General features: G+C 68.0%; 16 protein-coding genes and 1 tRNA gene. 8 read left to right on the top strand and 9 right to left on the bottom strand.

From position 1 onward, the window contains the following. The first annotated feature begins 4 nt into the window (after positions 1-4). Genes ACGFNJ_RS38275 through ACGFNJ_RS38265 form a run of 3 tightly spaced genes read left to right on the top strand, consistent with a single transcriptional unit; the run spans position 5 to position 2,943 of the window. Positions 5-928, top strand: coding sequence for an SCO2523 family variant P-loop protein (locus tag ACGFNJ_RS38275; RefSeq protein WP_393460179.1), 924 nt, complete (start codon positions 5-7; stop codon positions 926-928). A 5-nt stretch (positions 929-933) separates the two neighbouring features. Next, complete coding sequence (locus ACGFNJ_RS38270; protein ID WP_393460176.1) at positions 934-1,956, top strand: SCO2522 family protein; 1,023 nt, start codon at positions 934-936, stop codon at positions 1,954-1,956. A 3-nt stretch (positions 1,957-1,959) separates the two neighbouring features. Beyond that, entirely contained in the window at positions 1,960-2,943 is a 984-nt protein-coding gene (locus tag ACGFNJ_RS38265) for an SCO2521 family protein (RefSeq protein WP_393460173.1), read from the top strand. Between the two features lie 23 nt (positions 2,944-2,966). On the opposite strand, the gene ACGFNJ_RS38260 is transcribed toward ACGFNJ_RS38265, so the two are convergent. From ACGFNJ_RS38260 to ACGFNJ_RS38235, 6 genes are all read right to left on the bottom strand, one after another. Then, positions 2,967-3,833: a hypothetical protein gene (locus ACGFNJ_RS38260; protein WP_393460170.1), complete on the bottom strand. Its 867-nt coding sequence runs from the start codon at positions 3,831-3,833 to the stop codon at positions 2,967-2,969. Between the two features lie 119 nt (positions 3,834-3,952). Further along, a complete protein-coding gene (locus ACGFNJ_RS38255; RefSeq protein ID WP_393460167.1) occupies positions 3,953-4,453 on the bottom strand; it encodes a GNAT family N-acetyltransferase in 501 nt (166 codons plus the stop codon). A gap of 190 nt (positions 4,454-4,643) precedes the next feature. After that, positions 4,644-5,345, bottom strand: a complete 702-nt coding sequence (locus ACGFNJ_RS38250; protein ID WP_393460164.1) for an SDR family NAD(P)-dependent oxidoreductase — start codon at positions 5,343-5,345, stop codon at positions 4,644-4,646. 155 nt (positions 5,346-5,500) lie between these two features. Further along, positions 5,501-5,574 (bottom strand) — tRNA-Pro (locus ACGFNJ_RS38245). A 91-nt stretch (positions 5,575-5,665) separates the two neighbouring features. Then, positions 5,666-7,474: a hypothetical protein gene (locus tag ACGFNJ_RS38240; RefSeq protein WP_393460161.1), complete on the bottom strand. Its 1,809-nt coding sequence runs from the start codon at positions 7,472-7,474 to the stop codon at positions 5,666-5,668. Positions 7,475-7,512: 38 nt separating this feature from the next. Continuing rightward, positions 7,513-8,475 (bottom strand): metallophosphoesterase, encoded by a 963-nt coding sequence (locus tag ACGFNJ_RS38235; protein ID WP_069165603.1) that lies wholly within the window; start codon positions 8,473-8,475, stop codon positions 7,513-7,515. Positions 8,476-8,664: 189 nt separating this feature from the next. Here ACGFNJ_RS38235 and ACGFNJ_RS38230 point away from each other — a divergent pair, with 189 nt between their 5' ends. After that, the gene (locus ACGFNJ_RS38230; RefSeq protein ID WP_393460157.1) at positions 8,665-9,129 is read left to right on the top strand and encodes a GatB/YqeY domain-containing protein; all 465 of its coding nucleotides are present in this window, start codon (positions 8,665-8,667) and stop codon (positions 9,127-9,129) included. A 59-nt stretch (positions 9,130-9,188) separates the two neighbouring features. Here ACGFNJ_RS38230 and ACGFNJ_RS38225 read toward each other — a convergent pair whose 3' ends face one another. Further along, positions 9,189-11,555, bottom strand: a complete 2,367-nt coding sequence (locus ACGFNJ_RS38225) for a penicillin-binding protein (protein WP_393460154.1) — start codon at positions 11,553-11,555, stop codon at positions 9,189-9,191. Positions 11,556-11,914: 359 nt separating this feature from the next. Here ACGFNJ_RS38225 and ACGFNJ_RS38220 point away from each other — a divergent pair, with 359 nt between their 5' ends. Beyond that, on the top strand, positions 11,915-12,238 hold the full coding sequence (locus ACGFNJ_RS38220) for a WhiB family transcriptional regulator (RefSeq protein WP_014981178.1): 324 nt from the start codon (positions 11,915-11,917) through the stop codon (positions 12,236-12,238). A gap of 97 nt (positions 12,239-12,335) precedes the next feature. On the opposite strand, the gene ACGFNJ_RS38215 is transcribed toward ACGFNJ_RS38220, so the two are convergent. Together ACGFNJ_RS38215 and ACGFNJ_RS38210 are read right to left on the bottom strand one after the other, a co-directional pair. Then, positions 12,336-13,466 carry an ArsA family ATPase gene (locus tag ACGFNJ_RS38215; protein WP_393460151.1) on the bottom strand — a complete coding sequence of 377 codons (1,131 nt, stop codon included), beginning with the start codon at positions 13,464-13,466 and terminating at the stop codon, positions 12,336-12,338. Further along, positions 13,463-14,482: an ArsA-related P-loop ATPase gene (locus tag ACGFNJ_RS38210; RefSeq protein WP_393460548.1), complete on the bottom strand. Its 1,020-nt coding sequence runs from the start codon at positions 14,480-14,482 to the stop codon at positions 13,463-13,465. The genes ACGFNJ_RS38215 and ACGFNJ_RS38210 overlap by 4 nt, the downstream gene beginning before the upstream one ends. A gap of 177 nt (positions 14,483-14,659) precedes the next feature. Between ACGFNJ_RS38210 and ACGFNJ_RS38205 the strand changes: the two genes are divergently transcribed. The 3 genes from ACGFNJ_RS38205 to ACGFNJ_RS38195 all read left to right on the top strand — a co-directional run bounded on the left by ACGFNJ_RS38205 (position 14,660) and on the right by ACGFNJ_RS38195 (position 16,165). Next, positions 14,660-14,821 (top strand): DUF4177 domain-containing protein, encoded by a 162-nt coding sequence (locus tag ACGFNJ_RS38205; RefSeq protein ID WP_141717935.1) that lies wholly within the window; start codon positions 14,660-14,662, stop codon positions 14,819-14,821. Between the two features lie 10 nt (positions 14,822-14,831). Beyond that, a complete protein-coding gene (locus ACGFNJ_RS38200) occupies positions 14,832-15,299 on the top strand; it encodes a RidA family protein (protein WP_393460148.1) in 468 nt (155 codons plus the stop codon). Between the two features lie 74 nt (positions 15,300-15,373). Beyond that, positions 15,374-16,165: an MBL fold metallo-hydrolase gene (locus ACGFNJ_RS38195; RefSeq protein ID WP_393460145.1), complete on the top strand. Its 792-nt coding sequence runs from the start codon at positions 15,374-15,376 to the stop codon at positions 16,163-16,165. Positions 16,166-16,209 lie beyond the last annotated feature (44 nt).

The following is a 16,209-nucleotide window of genomic DNA, read 5'->3' as shown; positions in this document are numbered from 1 at the left end:
GCCGATGTTGGTGTTCTCGACCTCGGACAAGGGTGGCACCGGACGCTCGGTGACCAGCTGCAATCTCGCGTACCGACTATGCGTGAGTGGCCGCAACGTCGCCTACGTCGACTTCGACTTCGGATCGCCGACGGCGGGCGCGCTGTTCGAGATCAGTGCCGTGGAACGCGGCACGGCACACCAGGACGGGCTGCATTCGTATCTGCTCGGCGAGACCGGCGTCGCCACCAGGATCGACGTGCGGACGGCGTCGGACCGACCCGCATTACGCCGATTGGGTCCGCGCGCAGGCAAACTCGCGCTGTATCCGGGCGACGAGGGCGGCGCCGAATTCTTGACCGCCGAAAACGCGGTCGTCACCCGGTGCGCCGAACTGCTGCTCGCGCTGGAGCAGGAATTCAAGGTGGTGCTCGTCGATCTGAGCGCGGGCCGCTCGGTCGCGTTGGAGCTGGTGTTGAAGGCCACCGCGATGCCGCAGCTGCGCTCGTTCACCGCACGCTGGTTGATCTTCCATCGCTGGACCCGTCAGCACATTCTGGCCGCAAGCGGGCTGGTGCACGGACCGCACGGGCTCACGCAGGCGGGCAAGGAATGCGGGCACGATCCGCTGGAGTTGCTGGAATCGGTCCGCTATGTCCGCACCGCGGTGCCGAACCCGACGCCGGCCGCGCCCGGCGGCGTCGGCAGGCCCGCGCAGGCCGCCTGGCTGATGGAGCAGAACGCCGCGCTGAAGCGGCTGGCCTCGGCGAACCAGCTCGGGGCGAGCAGCCTGCTCGGCGAGACGCCGATGGAGCCGGTCCTGCAATGGCGTGAGCAGGTGATCATGGACATGGACGTGGACGCGAAGATTGCCAATCCGGCCACCACTGCGGCCTATACCGAGCTGGCCAGGCGCCTGCTGGACGCCGCGACCTGGGAGAGGTTTTGACCGCCGTGAGGGACGTCGGGTACAGCGAGGAGACCGAGCGGGTCCGGATCGATCAGGTGCCGCTGTCGCACCTGTCGATCGAGGTCGGGCACTTCTACATGAACGAGATCGCCAACGACATGGATCAGGTTGTCCGGGAGTTTCGCCGGATCGTGCCGCTGGTCGAGGCGTTCATCGATTCTGCCCGTGTGCAATTCGGCCCGCGGGCGCGGGTGAGCACGTGCTACCTGATCGACGACTACTTCCAGCCGGACACCGATCCGCGCGAGATCCTCGGCAAGCTGCTCACCGCGGCGGACGAAACCGGTTTGCGCATCGACTATTTGGCGCGCGAATCGGGCTGCTGGGAAACCGATCCGTTCGTCGACGGGGTGCCGCTGGACGAGCCGATCCGGCTCGCCGAGATGGTGGCCGCCAGAATCGTTGCCGAGCCGGAGATTTCGTCGTCGACCGGTCGCAGGCCGCCGACGGCCGAATCCGGGTGGCTGTGCAACGGGCGGCGGTCCTCGCTGGACGAACCGGCACAGGCGATGCGGGTGCAGCCGTATCGGCCACCGGAGGAGTTCGGCAGGCGCGAGCATTCGATCTTTCTCGACGTGCAGCTGTGGAGCAAGCGCACCGAGATCGTCAACGGGCACAGCGAGACCTACACCAAGTGGTCGTGTGCGTTCCTCGCCTCGGTCTGGCATCTGCTCCGGCTCGGCATGCTGCGCCACAACGGTGCGTCCGTGGTGGTTCCGCAGTCGTGGCAGGCCGGAGACGGCTGGCCGACCCGGTGGCGTGAGGTACCCGCTGTGGTGCAACTGAATCCGCGCGCCACTCCGTTCGCCGCCTACAAGACGCTGTCGATGCTGCCGAAACGCTATCTCGGCATCGAGCATTCGGTCCGGGTGATCCTGGACCACATCGATCTCGACGGCGATGTGGTCGATCAGATCATCACCCTCGGCGCCTACGACGAGGTGCCGGTGACGGTGTCGCGCAAGGTCACCGAGCGGCTGAATCACCTATTGCTCGACGGATCCTGAGTGATGGGGCCGTCCACCACTCCGCTGATCGCCCTAGGCGAGGTGCGTACCTGTTTGGTACCCGCGTCCGCCACCCTGCATCGAGCCGAAGCGAGCGAACTGCTCGCGCTGATCCCCGGTCGGCGCGTGTTGTGGCGGCAACGCCCTGGGACGCTTGCCGTTTCGCCCGCGTCGCCGGTCGGGGTCGACTGCGAACTGGTGCTGCCCGACGCTGCGCCTGCCAGGGTGGTCGGCACGGTGGCGGGCCGGGCCGTCGTGACCGGCGGCCGGGTGCTGCAGAGTTCGGTACGCACCCAAGTGATTCGGGCGGCCGAGCGACGGCGCCAGACCTGGTCGCACTACCTCAGCCGGGTCGGGGTGACGGAGGTGATCAGCAAGATCGGCGATCGGACCGAGGCCTGCGACGCGCTCGCCGACGGCTATCTCGACGGCAAGCCCTCGTCGGACACCCTCGACCTGGCCTCGATCAGCGAGCGCCTGCTCGCCCGCCTGCGCGCGGACCCGAAGCTCGATCAGCAGGCGCCGCTGCAGGCGGCCACCACCCGGCTGCGGTGGGCAGCGAAGATCGGTGGCGCGGCAGGCCCGAAGCTGCGGCTGCGGCTCGACGACGAATCGGTGCGCTCCGCGTGGATCATCGTGCGCACCGAGAAGGATCTCGAAGCCGCGCAACGTTTTTGCGAGGATCTCGCGGTGCACGACTGGCTGCTGACGGTCGGCGACGCGGCCATCGAGGAGGCCGACCGGTTCCCCGCGTCCAGCAGGGAGCAGCTGGAGATCCTTGCCGCGGTGCTCGAGCACCTGGGTCACCTGTGGATGCCGGGCGCGCACACCCCGGCCGACCTGCGCGGGCTGTGGAAGGACCTGCAGTCCGATCCTGGCTTCTCCCGGCAGTGGACCGCGCTGATGGGTCAGGTGCGCGACCGGCTTCGGGTGGCGCAGTGGGACCACCTCGCTCGCGGCGTGCGGGTCAGCACCACCGAGTGGTGACCGAAAACCCTTGTCCAGCAGAGCTATAGCCGGAACCAGCGGCGGACGAGCAACGCGAAGAACACCGAGAGCGACACCGTGCCGACCCACGATTCGGTGGCGAGCAGCGCCCGCCCGCCCTCGGCCAGGTCCGCGGTGTCACCGAGCCCCATCGGATTCAAATAGCTGGTCATGCTCATATACAGCGTGTCGCCGACCGAGCCGTGCTCGAACAGCAGCAGCGCAACGCTGAACAGCGCCAGTTGCACGGCGATCCAGCCGAGCAGCCGGAACGGCTTGTATCCGTAGCCGCACAACAGGTCCGAGAGTTGCGGGCCGATGCGCCGCCAGCCGGGCGGGGTGGCCTGGCAGCGGGCTCGTGCCTGCCACAGCCCGCAGCGGTCGACGGCATCCATGTCTTCGTTCAGCCGGTGCAGCGACGCCGCCCGACGGTAGGCGAGCACCGCGTGCGCGGGCAGTCCCAGCTCGCGCAGTTGCGCGCCGAGCTGCTCGTACACCTGAGCAAGCAGGGTGTTCTGGGTGCGGCTCAGCCGCAGCGGCCCACGGGATTCGACCTCGGCGGCGAGCAGGGCGGCGATGACGTTCACCACCGCGTGTCCGTCCTCGTCGAGGGCGGGACTCGGCGGCACGGTGTCCTTGGCCTCGGCGTAAAGATGGGTGAACACCAGGCTGTCGCCGCGGCGCCGGGTGCTCGGCGGGTCGTATCGGCCGAGCACCGCTTCGACATCGACGTTGAGCGAATCCAACAGCGCCTGCTCGCCCGGTGTGCCATTGCGGCGGTGCACGATGCGGTAGTCCGCTTCGGCATATTTGGCCGCGCGCCGGACGATGCGGGTGGCGGTCGACTCGACGAACTCCGAACGAGGTTCGGGTGTTTCGTGGTCGGTCATCAGCTCCCCCCGCGTTCCGGGCAACGCGCCTGGGAGCGCCTAATCCAGGTTAGGCGACGTCGAGCGTGGGCGCGGGCGGTATACCCGCGCCACCGCAGGCCCGGACGGCGGACACTGCCTCAGTGGCCGAGCCGGTACTCGAGCACGTCGCGGGGTTCGCCCTTGCCGAAGTAATGCTCCTCGTGCGCCGTCCACTGGAAGCCGATCCGCTTGTACAGGTTGTAGGCGGACTGGTTGGTCGGGCGCACAGTGATGAGCACACTGTGCATCTCGTGTCGCCTGCACAGGTCGATCGCTTGTGCCAACAGGGTCGAGCCGTACCCGCGGCCGCACCGGTTCGTGGTGACCGCGAGGCTGAGCAGCCACGCGCGCCGATCCGGGGTGAGCGCGACGAGCACGTGTCCGAGCACGACGCCGTCTACCTCGGCGATCAACCAGTTGGCGCCGTGCAGATCGAAGAGTTGGCGCAGCGCGAAGTAGGGATAGGACTGAGCGCCGAAACGTTCGGTTTCGATGGCGGCGACGTCAGCGAGATCGGACAGCGCTGCGGTCCGGTACACAGGTGTCGGTGACGTCGTCGCGATGTCCAATGTGCTCCCTTGTGCGGTGACACGGGTCATGACCACAGAGTAGGCGTTTGCTCGCGCCGTTGAGGCACGTCGCCACGCACTGTCCGGATCGGGGTAGTTTAAGCCGCTTCGCTGGGTTGTGGCGGCCGTACGCCGCACCTGCCTGCACGAGTCAACGCGCTGAGCGTCCGCCCAGCTCATTTGCCGATCATTTGCCGCAGGCCGTTGGCTACGTCAGAGCTCAGCCGGCCGCGTTCGGTACCCGAATATGTTGCGCCGTCACCGCATCGGCGTCGGCGCTCGCCAAGAGCGCCACTGCCTCGGTGATCTCTTTCGTGTCGCGGAGCCGCCCGAGCGTGCCGTCCGCCGCCTGCACATTCGGATCGGTGGCGCCGACGCTGACCGCGTTGACGGTGATCCGTCTCGGTCCGAATTCCGGGGCCAAGCCGCGCGTGAACTCCGCGACGGCACCCGTGGTCGCATCGTGCACGGCATTGCCCGCGCCGTCCACACCCGCGACGGTGATCACGCGACCGCCGTCCGCCATCCGCGCCGCCGCCAGCTGCGCGCCGTGCAAGACCCCTTTGACCGGTGCCGTCACGCCGAGCTCGAACTCCTCGTCGGTGATCTCACCCAGCGCCGTGTTGATCGCCGCGGCAGGGGTGTGCACCAACACGTCCCAGTGCCCGTACTCGTCGAGCACCGCCTGCACCAGCTCCTCGTACTCGCCGCGATCCCCGAGATCGGCCGCCAGCGCCACCGCGTGCCCGCCGGCCCCGGTGATCGCCTTGACCACATCGGCAGCCCACTCCGGCGCATGTGGATGATGGACCACCACCTGCGCCCCCTGCGCCGCAAGCGCAATGGCAATGGCCTTCCCGATCCCGGTGTGTGCATCGGTGACCAACGCCGTCTTCCCCGCAAGCGAACCGGTCGAGTGCATGCCTTGCCTTCCCGTTGTGCGGAAATCGACTACCGCGGACCCACATTCGCCGCTCAGCCACCGACAGAGCCAGTATGCATCCCGCTGCCCACCCGCCGATACAAGAAAGGCCCCTGGTGTGGACCAGGGGCCTTTCTGTTCGTCTCAACCACGAGTCGGGGTGACAGGATTTGAACCTGCGACCTCTTCGTCCCGAACGAAGCGCGCTACCAAGCTGCGCCACACCCCGTGAATCGAACCTGGAGTAGCTTACAACAGGGTGGGTGTAGACGTTAAACCGGCTGTTCAGAGGGGTACCGCGGCGCGATTCCGCAGGCTGGCTAGTCGTGCGCGCGGATGCTGGTGAAGATGCGCTTGGCGGTCTCGGCGTCGACGGCGTTGGGGACACCGGTGTCGGCGGTGATCACCATGACGAAGCTGCCGTTGTCGGTGGGGTAGGCGACGGTGTAGACCGAGTACGTGGTGGCGCAGCCGGGCTTGGCCTGGGGGACCGTGCCCTTGGTCTCCACGAACATGCCGTGCTGCGAACCGTCCAAGGAGTTGAGCGGGACGGGCGCGGACGGGTGGCCGTCGGTGGAGGCGGTGTAGGCCAGCTGGGCCGTCTTGGTGCCGAGATCGGTTGCTGCCGCACCGGTATTGCTGTCCTTCGAACCGGTGAGGAACGAGGAGGTGCGGGTCGAGCCGGGGCAGTAGCCCTTGCCCTCGCTGGCATATCCCTTGCCCGCCACCGCATTCGGCGGCTCACCGAAGCCGCCGATGACGGTCTCGGGCGCCACCGTCCAGCTCGCAGGCACGTCGTAGGCCGCGCCGCGGTCAGGGGCGACCACCACCTGGTAGCCGGGGACGGTCGGAGTTTCGTTGCGGCCGTTCGCATTCGTGGGCGGCGCCGCCGAGGTGGTCTTCGACGGTGTCGGCGCCGCGCTCGCGCTCGGGGTCAGCGCGCTCACCATGGACGGCGAATTCCGTTGCGAGTCAGAGTTGTCCGAGCCCCGGTTGGTCAGCAGTATCGCGGTCACCGCGCCGCCCGCCACCAGCAGTACGACCAGCCCGATCAGCAGCAACGCCTTGCCGCGCCCTCCAGCGGGCGGTGCGCCGCCCGGTGGCAGCTGCTGGGGCGGTACACCATAGGCGCCTTGCTGCGCATACCCGGGCGCCTGGCCGTACGGCTGGCCGTATTGCGGTGCGGCGTAGGCGGGTGCGGGTGCCTGTTCGAGCGGCGGAACCTCGCCGTAGTGCTGCCCTGGCGCCTGCTGCCATTGCGCAGCCGGGTCGGGCTGACCTAGTCGAGTGGCGTTGGGATATCCGAGCAGTGTCGGCGCGGCATTGCCCGGTTGGCTCGGCTCCGGCGTCCCGAGGCTCGGCTGCCACAGGGCGGCTGGGTCACCGACTGCGGGACGCGGCTGGGCCAGCAGCGTCGGATCCGCCTGTGCGGGCGCCTGCCACTGCGGTGCCTGCCCGCCGGGCTGCTGCCATTGCGGAGTCGGCGCGGGCTGCCATTGGTAGTGGGGGGCAGGCGCTTGCCCGCCCGCCGGAGCCTGCCCAGGCGGAACCCCAGGCGTCTGTGCGTGGCCGCCAGCAGCCCACGGTGCTTGTCCGCCAACGGTTCCGGGCGTTTGCCCACCGACCGGTCCCGACGGTTGCCCACCGAGGCCGCCAGCGGCCCCTGGCGTTTGTCCGCCAACTTGTCCACCGGCCGCCCCTGACGGTTGCCCACCGAGGGCACCGGCGGCGTGCCCGCCAGCGGTCCCCGGTGCTTGTCCGCCAACGGTTCCCGGCGCTTGCCCACCGACAGCCCCGGGCGCCTGCGCACTCGGCTGCCACTGCAAGGTCGGGTCCGGGATCGCGGAGCCCGCGCTCGGCTGCCACTGCAGCGTCGGGTCCGGAGTCGCGGCACCCGCGCTCGCATCCCACTGCTGCGGCGTCGACTGGCCCGCGCCAGGCCACGCGACCTGCTGGTGAAACCCCGAGTCCCGCTTCCACGGTCGCGGAGATGCGGACTCAGCGCTCTGCGTGGCCGACCCGGTCGGATCGGACGACTCCGCGCCGGATGACTCTTGCTGGTATGGGTGCGTCGCACGGGGCTGACCCAGCACGGTCGGGTCGTTGCGCCGGTCGTCGAATCCACTCACAGTTGTCCCCTGCCTGACACACGTCTCGGCACGCGACCTTAGCGGGCGACGGCCTCCGATGTGGACACACCCTGGCCGGTGTCGGCCACAGGCCGCTGCGGGGGAGCCGCGACCAGCGTCAACAGCGTCGCCTCCGGGCGGCAGCAGAAACGGTAGGGCGCCCACGGCGAGGTGCCGATGCCCGCCGACACGTGCAGCTGGGTGTGCTCGCCCCACATCGACGGACCCTTGACCCGGGACCGATCGATGCCGCAGTTCGTGACGAGCGCGCCGTATCCGGGCAGGCACAGCTGACCGCCGTGCGTGTGCCCCGCCATGACGAGGTCGTAGCCGTCCTCGGCGAAGCGGTCGAGCACGCGCGGCTCGGGCGAGTGGGTGAGGCCGATGCGTAACTCGGCCAACGGGTTCGGCGCACCGGCGATCGTGTCGTAGCGGTCCCGGTTCAGGTGCGGGTCGTCGACGCCTGCGGTGGCGATCCGGATGCCGGACACCTCCAGATCGCGGCGCACATGCGTCAGGTCGAGCCAGCCGCGCTCGGTGAAGGCCGCGCGCAGGTCCTTCCACGGCAGCGGGGCGCCGTAGGTGCGACGGTGGTCCTTCTTGAAGTACTTCATCGGGTTCTTCGCCACCGGCGCGAAGTAGTCGTTGCTCCCGAAAACGAAAAGCCCCGGGCGGGAAAGCAATCCGCCGAGGGCCTGGACTACCGCGGGAACCGACTTCATGTGCGAGAGGTTGTCACCGGTGTTGATGACCAGATCCGGCTCCAGCCGGTCGAGCTCGCGCAGCCACTGCTGCTTGCGCTGCTGGCCCGGCGTCATGTGCAGATCGCTGATGTGTAGCACCCGCAGCGACGTCGACCCCGGTGCGAGGACCGGCATGGTGGCTTCGCGCAGCACGAAGGCGTTGCGTTCGACCAGCGAGGCGTAGCCGATTCCGGCCACCGCCGCCCCGGCGGCTCCCAACGCGGTCGTGCGGACAGCAGCGGTCGAGATCACGGGCATTTGCCCAGCATAGGTGACCCCGTTGCGGAACGCCGAGTGTGTTTACGCACAGGCGGCTGGACAAGGCCTGACCAGCGCGTGCGCAGGGAGCTGACCCAGCGCCCGCCACGCCGGACGAGCACTGCCGTAATCGGCGGTAGGTGCGCAAATGTGGTGGGCGCTGCCGAATGAACCGGCTACCGTGACCTCATGTCGGAACTCAAAGCGCAACTGCGGACGGACATGACCGCCGCGATGAAAGCCAAGGACACGCTGCGCCTTTCCACGCTGCGGATGCTGCTTGCCGCGATCCAGACCGCGGAGGTCGCCGGCGCTCAGGCGCGCGAACTCTCCGATGCCGACGTGATCGCCGTGCTGCAGAAAGAGGCGAAGAAGCGCAGCGAGTCGGCCGAGATCTACACCCAGGCGGGGCGCGGTGAGCTGGCCGCCAACGAGCACGCCGAGGCGCGCATCATCGACGAATACCTGCCGACCCAGCTCAGCGAGGCAGAGGTGGCCGACGTCGCCGACACCGCGATCGCCCAGATCGCCGAGGAACTCGGTGAGCGCCCTGGCATGCGCCAGATGGGCCAGGTCATGAAGGTCGCCACCGCGCTCGCCGAGGGCAAGGCCGACGGCTCCCGGCTCTCCGCAGCCGTCAAGGCCCGGTTGTAACTCCCGGTCGAACACGGAACAGGGGCCGCGAACCGGATCGGTTCGCGGCCCCTGTCGGGCTAGCGTGGGATGGGGATCGGAATCGGGATGGGCGGCAACAGCGGTGGCGGTGGCAGCCCCGGGATGCCGGGCAGTGGCGCAGGGCCGGGCGGCGGCGCGGCGCGTTGGGTGCCGTCACTGACGTAGAGCGTGATCACCGAGCCGGGGATGGCCGATCCGTTCGGCGCCGTGCCCATCACGGTGCCCTTGGCTTGCGCGCCGGGGCCGGTCACCGGCGTCACCTGGAAGCCTGCCCCGACCAACGCCGCGGTCGCCGCGCCCTGCGTCATCCCGACGACATCGGGCACCTGGGCGTTGTTCGAGCCGCGCACGTACTTGTCGTCCAGCGGCGGCAGCGCAGGCGGCGGGAACCGCCCGACCACCGGCTTGATCGCGTTGAACCAGCTTCGCGCCGGTTCGTTACCGCCGAACAGGTTGCCGTCGCCGCAGTTTCGCAGGGGGAACGAGCAGATCTCCGCGGGCGTCGGGCTGTCGCCGTAGACGTAGTTGGCCGCGGCCAGCGAGTTGGTGAACCCGACGAAGGCCGAGGAGCGGTGGCTTTCGGTGGTACCCGTCTTGCCAGACAGCGGGAGGTTCCAGCCGGTGGACTGGGCCGCGCCCGCCGCGGTGCCGCTCACGTCGTCCTTGCTCATCGCGTTGGCGAGCGTGTTGGCGAGACCGGGCTCGACGACCTGCTCGCAGGCCTGCTGGGTCAGCGGCACCTGCTTGCCCTGGCGATCGACGACCTCTTTGATCGGGTTCGGCGGGCACCATTTGCCGCCGGAGGCGAGGGTCGCGGCCACGTTGGACAGTTCCAGCGGGTTGATCGCTACCGGTCCGAGGGTGAACGAGCCGAGGTTCTGTTCCTTGATCATGTCGGCGAGGCTCTGGTTGCCGTGGCCCGAGCTGCCCGGCTCGGTGTAGGAGCGCATGCCGAGCCGCACCGCCATGTCGACGGTCGGCGTCACGCCGACGGCCTGAATCAGCTTGACGAACGCGGTGTTCGGCGAGGTCGCCAGCGCCTCGGTCACCGACATCGGCGACTTGTACTTGCCCGCGTTCTCGACGCAGTAGGTCGCGGCCGGGCAGCCGCGCGCGCCACCGTTACCCATGCCCTTGGCCTCGAAGCGGCCAGGCACATCGAGTTGGGCGTTGATGCCGAGGCCCTTCTCCATGGCCGCGGCGGTGGTGAAGAGCTTGAAGATCGAGCCTGCGCCGTCACCGACCATCGAATACGGCTGCGGCTGCACGGTCTCGTTGGCGTCGCGGTTCAGGCCGTAGGTGCGGCTGCTGGCCATCGCGATCAGCGGGTGCGAGTCCTGACCGGGTGCGACGACGGACATCACCTGCGCGATGTTGTCCAGGTTCGGATTGGCCGCGTCGGTCACCGACCGTTTCACCGAATCCTGCACCGCGGGATCGAGGGTGGTCCTGATCAGGTAACCGCCCTTATCGATCTGCTCCCTGCTGATGCCAGCGTTGGCCAGGAACTGCAGCGCGTAGTCACAGAAGAAGCCGCGGTCCATGGCGGCGATGCAGCCGCGCGGCAGCCCCTTCGGCTCCGGCAGCACCCCGAGCGGCTTGGTCTTGGCCTCGCGGAATTCGTCGGCGCGGCTCGGGATGTTCTGGATCATCGTGTCCAGCACCGTGTTGCGCCGGGCAAGCACGCCCTCGGTGTTGGTGTACGGGTTGAGCTTCGAGGAGCTCTGCACCATGCCCGCGAGCATCGCGGCCTGCGAGATGTTCAGCTCGGACGCGTCGACGCCGAAGTAGGTCTGCGCGGCGTCCTGGATGCCGTAGGAGGAGTTGCCGAACGGCACCAGGTTCAGATACCTGGTGAGGATCTCGTCCTTGGTCAGCTCCCGGTCCAGGGTGAGTGCCATCCGGATCTCGCGGATCTTGCGGGCAGGTGTCGTCTCGATCGCGGCCCTGCGCTCGGCGTCGGTCTTGGCGACGACCAGGAGCTGGAAGTTCTTGACGTACTGCTGGTCGAGCGTCGACGCGCCCTGCTGCACCTCGCCGCTGCTGGTGTTGGTGAGGAACGCGCGCAACGTGCCCTGCCAGTCGACACCCTCGTGCTCGGCGAAGCGCCGGTCCTCGATGGAGACGATCGCCAGCTTCATGTCGTTGGAGATCTTGTCGCTGGGGACTTCGAAACGGCGCTGCTCGTAGAGCCAGGCGATCGGTGACCCACTCGCGTCGACCATCGTCGAAACGGCGGGGACGGTGCCCTCGACCAGTTCCGAGGACACGTTGTCGACGGCATCGGCGGCACGGTTCGAAACGAACCCGAAGCCACCGGCGAGCGGGAACAGCAACCCCGCGATAAGCACGGCGGCCAGCAGGCAACTGCCGGCCAGCCGCGCGAGCGTATGTGTGATCGGCACGAACCCCAGACTACGGGGTGGGCTTCGCGCCTTCTTCTCAGCGTTTAACCCGAGCGGATTCATCTGGGCGAATGGGCGTGTCGCGCGGGCGAGTCTGGCGTGTCGCGGGACGGCACGCCGCGAATCCCCCGGACCGGCCGCCGCTCGAGCGATTTTGCAGGGACGGACGTACCAAAAATTCCGGGGACGGTCTTGCGCTAGCCCCATACCTTTACCTAGATTGAGAACCCAGTGTGATAGAGCTAACACTCAAAGTGGAATGTGGTGCAGTTCGCAGCGGGGTTTGGGTTGCTGCGACGCTGACACGCGATTCTGGAGCGCCGTTGACCCGGTGTTCGGACTGCAAAGGGGCACACCAAATGCACATGACAACCCCCATCGCTCGATTGGACGTGGAGCAGGCCGAAGCAAGGATTGCCTGGGTAGCCCAGGCCCGATGCAAGGAAGTAGATCCCGATCAGTTGTTCGTCCGCGGCGCTGCGCAGCGCAAAGCGGCGACGATCTGCAGGCACTGTCCAGTGCTGATGCAGTGTGGTGCCGACGCGCTCGACAATCGAGTGGAGTTCGGTGTGTGGGGCGGTATGACCGAGCGGCAGCGTCGCGCTCTGCTCAAGCAGCATCCGGAGGTGACCTCCTGGGCCGATTTCTTCCAGGCTCAGCGCCAGCATCAGGTGGCAATGTAAAAACCTACCGAAATTCGGAACTGAGCCTGCGAAAGCGGGCTCAGTTCCGTTTTACGCCGTTATTTCCGTATGGACATATAGCCGATGCGTCTATGTATCAAGCAGATTTTCGGTGCGCGGCGAGCTGCTCGCCGACCACGCGGAGCGCGGACAAATCCGACACTTCGAACGGCAACGCGGTCACCGCGACGATCGGCACCCGCGGGTGCGCGCCGGTGAACCGGTGCAGCAGATGTTGTTCGCGCTTGTCGGTCGCGACCCGGCGGGCGTGGATGCGTAACACCGCCGCCGTGAGCGGATCGGAGTCGGCCAGCTGTTCGGCGGCGGTCAGCGCGTGATCGGCCGAGAGCGAGCTCAGCGCTGGATGAGTTCGGTTGAGCACCAACCCCGCCAGCGGCATCCGCTCGGTCGAGAGCCGGTCGACGAAGAACGACGCCTCGCGCAGCGCGTCCGGCTCCGCGGCGGCGACTACCAGGAAGTGGGTGCCCGGCTTGGACAGCATCGCGTAGGTCCGGTCGGCCCGATCCTGGAAGCCGCCGAACAGCGAGTCCAGTGACTGCAGGAAGTTCGATGCGTCCTTGAGCATCTGGCCGCCGACGATGGTGGAGACCCCGCGCACCGCCAGGCTCATCGCGCCGGTGACCAAGCGGGTGACGCCGCGGCCCGGCGCCATGATGACCCGGATCATCCTGCCGTTCAAGAAGTTCCCGAGCCGCTTCGGTGCATCGAGAAAGTCCAGTGCGTTGCGCGACGGGGGCGTGTCGACCACGATCAGGTCCCACTCCTTGCGCCCGGCCAGCTGGCCGAGCTTCTCCATCGCCATGTATTCCTGCGTGCCGCCGAACGAGGACGCGACGGTTTGATAGAAGGGGTTGGCGAAGATCTGCTCGGCCTTGTCCGGACTGGTGTGCTCGAGCACCATGTCGTCGAAGGTGCGTCGCATGTTCAGCATCATCGCGTGCAGCTCGCCCTTGGCCTCCGGGCCGAGCGGCACCCGTTGCGGAGTGTTGCCGAGGTCCGCGACGCCGAGTGACTGAGCCAGTCGCCGGGCCGGATCAATGGTGAGCACCACAACCTTGCGGCCGTACTCGGCCGCCCGCAACGCGATCGCGGCCGCGGTGGTCGTCTTGCCGACACCGCCGGAGCCACAGCAGACCACCACTTTGGCCGCGCGATCCTCGATGATCTCCGAGATGTCGAGTGGCCCGGCCACAATCGGGGTACTCACTTCACTCCCTGGCTACTGAGATGTTCGGCAAGTTCGTACAGCCCGCCCAGATCCATGCCCTCGGGCAGCGCGGGCAGGTACATGCGGGACACGTCGACCTTGGCGAGCTCGCTCGCACTGTCGTCCTGCGCCTGCAAAGTGGCAGCGTGCTCGACGGTTTCGGTGATCAGGCCCTGGAAATCGTTGTCCGGCAGTGTGATTCCCGCCGCAGCGAGCCCGGCGCGGACGGCGTCGGTGTCCACCTCGCCCTGCGCCGCCTTGGCCCGCAGCTCAGCGGGCAGCTGGCCCTCGGTGGCGCGGTTCACGATCACCGTGCCGATGCGCAGGTCCGCCGCCTTCAATTCCGCGATGGCGTCGGCGGTTTCCTGCACCGGTAGCGCCTCGAGCAAGGTGACCAGGTGGATCATCGTCTGATCCGAGTGCAGCAGCTTCGAAACGCCTTCGGCCTGGCCTGCGATCGGCCCGCCCTTGGCCACCTCGAGCATGGCCTGGGTGACATCGAGGAAGCTGGCGATCCGGCCGGTCGGCGGCGCGTCGACCACGATCTCGTCGTAGGCCCGCTTGCCTGCCTTGTCCACCCGGACCGCCGTCTCCTTGATCTTGCCGGTCAGGATGACGTCGCGCAGACCAGGCGCGATGGTGGTGACGAACTCGATGGCGCCCATCCGGCGCATCGCCCGGCCCGCGAAGCCGAGGTTGTAGAACATGTCCAGGTATTCGAGGAACGCGTGCTCGATGTCCAGCGCGAGCGCGACCACCTCGCCGCCGCCGTCCGCGGTGGCGATCCTGGTCTCGGTGGGCGGCAGCGGCGGCAGATCGAACAGCTGGGCAATCGACTGCCTGCTCTCCACCTCCACCAACAGCACCCGGCGGCCACCGGCGGCCAGCGCAAGGGCCAGCGCGGCGGCCACCGTGGACTTGCCCGTGCCGCCCTTTCCGGAGACATAGTGCAAGCGAGCCTTTTCCGCGCGCTTCGGCCACCCTGTTTCCAGCCCTGGCTCGGCTGAAACAGGCACTGCTGTTGGTACTCCCACGCTCGCGAGCCTATAACCCGTTCTGAGATCGCGCCCGAGGGATCCGGTTGTCGACCGGATTTGCGGGCGATCTGTACCAGACAGTGAGACGGCGGCTGTCGTCGCGTGACCGAGGGGCCGCGAACCACGCCGCGCCCGCGCGGCCAATAAGCTCACCCCATGAGTGATGCGAGCTTGTGGGAGTACGCGACCGTGCCGCTGTTGACGCACGCAACGAAGCAGATTCTCGATCAGTGGGGCGCCGACGGATGGGAGCTGGTGACCGTGCTGCCCGGCCCGACCGGCGAACAGCACGTCGCCTACCTCAAGCGCCCGAAGTAAGGAGACGGTGATGACCGCAGTGACCAACTGGGAGAGCAACCTAACCCGCCTCGGACTGACCCTGCCTCCGGTCGCGGCACCCGTGGCCGCCTACATTCCGGCGATCCGGACCGGTTCGCTGGTCTACACCTCCGGCCAGTTGCCGTTCGTGAACGGTGAGCTGTCGGCCGTCGGCAAGGTCGGCGCCGAGGTGAGCACCGAGGACGCGAAGGAAGCCGCGCGCCTGTGCGCGCTCAACGCGCTGGCCGCGGTGCACGCACTGGTCGGGCTCGACGCGGTGGTGCGCATCGTGAAGGTGGTCGGATTCGTCGCTTCCGCACCGGGATACAACGATCAGCCGATCGTCATCAACGGTGCGTCCGAATTCCTCGCCGAGGTCTTCGGCGATGCGGGCGTGCACGCCCGCTCCGCCGTCGGCGTCTCCGAACTGCCGAGGAACACTCCGGTCGAGGTAGAAATCATCGCCGAGGTGAAGTAGTTGCGTGCCGGGCCCGCGGCACTCTTGGGCGCCGCGGGCGTCGGCTCGCCGATCGCACTCGAGGACAATGTGGAATGGCTCTTGAACATCCTGCTTATGGGCAGCTACGACAGGTAACCCCGACGGCGGCGGTGCTGCTCGCGAACAATCCGGGGCAGATGACGCTGGAGGGCACCAACACCTGGATCCTGCGCGCGCCGGGCCGATCGGACTGTGTGGTCATCGATCCCGGCCCGAAGGACAAGAAGCACAGCGCGCGGATTGCCGAGGTCACCGGCGGCGATATCGCGCTCACCCTGATCACGCACCGGCATCACGATCACACCGGCGGCATCGACAAGCTGGTCGAGCTGACCGGAACTCCGGTGCGCGCCAAGGAATCCGGCTTTCTGCGCGGTTCGGACACGGTGCTGGCCGACGGCGAGGTGATCGAGGCGGCAGGCCTGCGGATCACCGTGCTGGACACTCCAGGCCACACCGGTGATTCGGTGAGCTTCGTGCTCGACGACGCGGTGCTGACCGGTGACACGATCCTCGGCAGCGGAACCACCGTGCTCGATTCGGCCGACGGCGCCCTGGCCGACTATCTGGCTTCGTTGGATCGACTGGTCGAGGCCGGTGCGGGGAAAGCGCTACTGCCCGCGCACGGTCCGGACCATCCCGATCTGGAACCGGTGGCCCGCTACTACATCGCACATCGGCACGAACGCCTCGCTCAGGTGCGCGAAGCGCTGCAGGTGCTCGGCCCGAACGCGGGCGCGATGGCCGTGGTGCGCCGGGTCTACGCCGACGTCGACAAGCGACTGTGGCTGGCTGCCCGCAGTTCGGTGCAGGCCCAACTGGAGTACCTGCGCGCCGAGGGTTAGCGGGCGTATCGCTGGCGAACCAGCACTGCCGGATTCAGCGCCCG

The organism is Nocardia sp. NPDC049149 (genome assembly GCF_043197455.1).
In the GTDB taxonomy this organism is placed as follows: domain Bacteria; phylum Actinomycetota; class Actinomycetes; order Mycobacteriales; family Mycobacteriaceae; genus Nocardia.
This window is presented reverse-complemented; position numbering and strand designations above follow the sequence as displayed.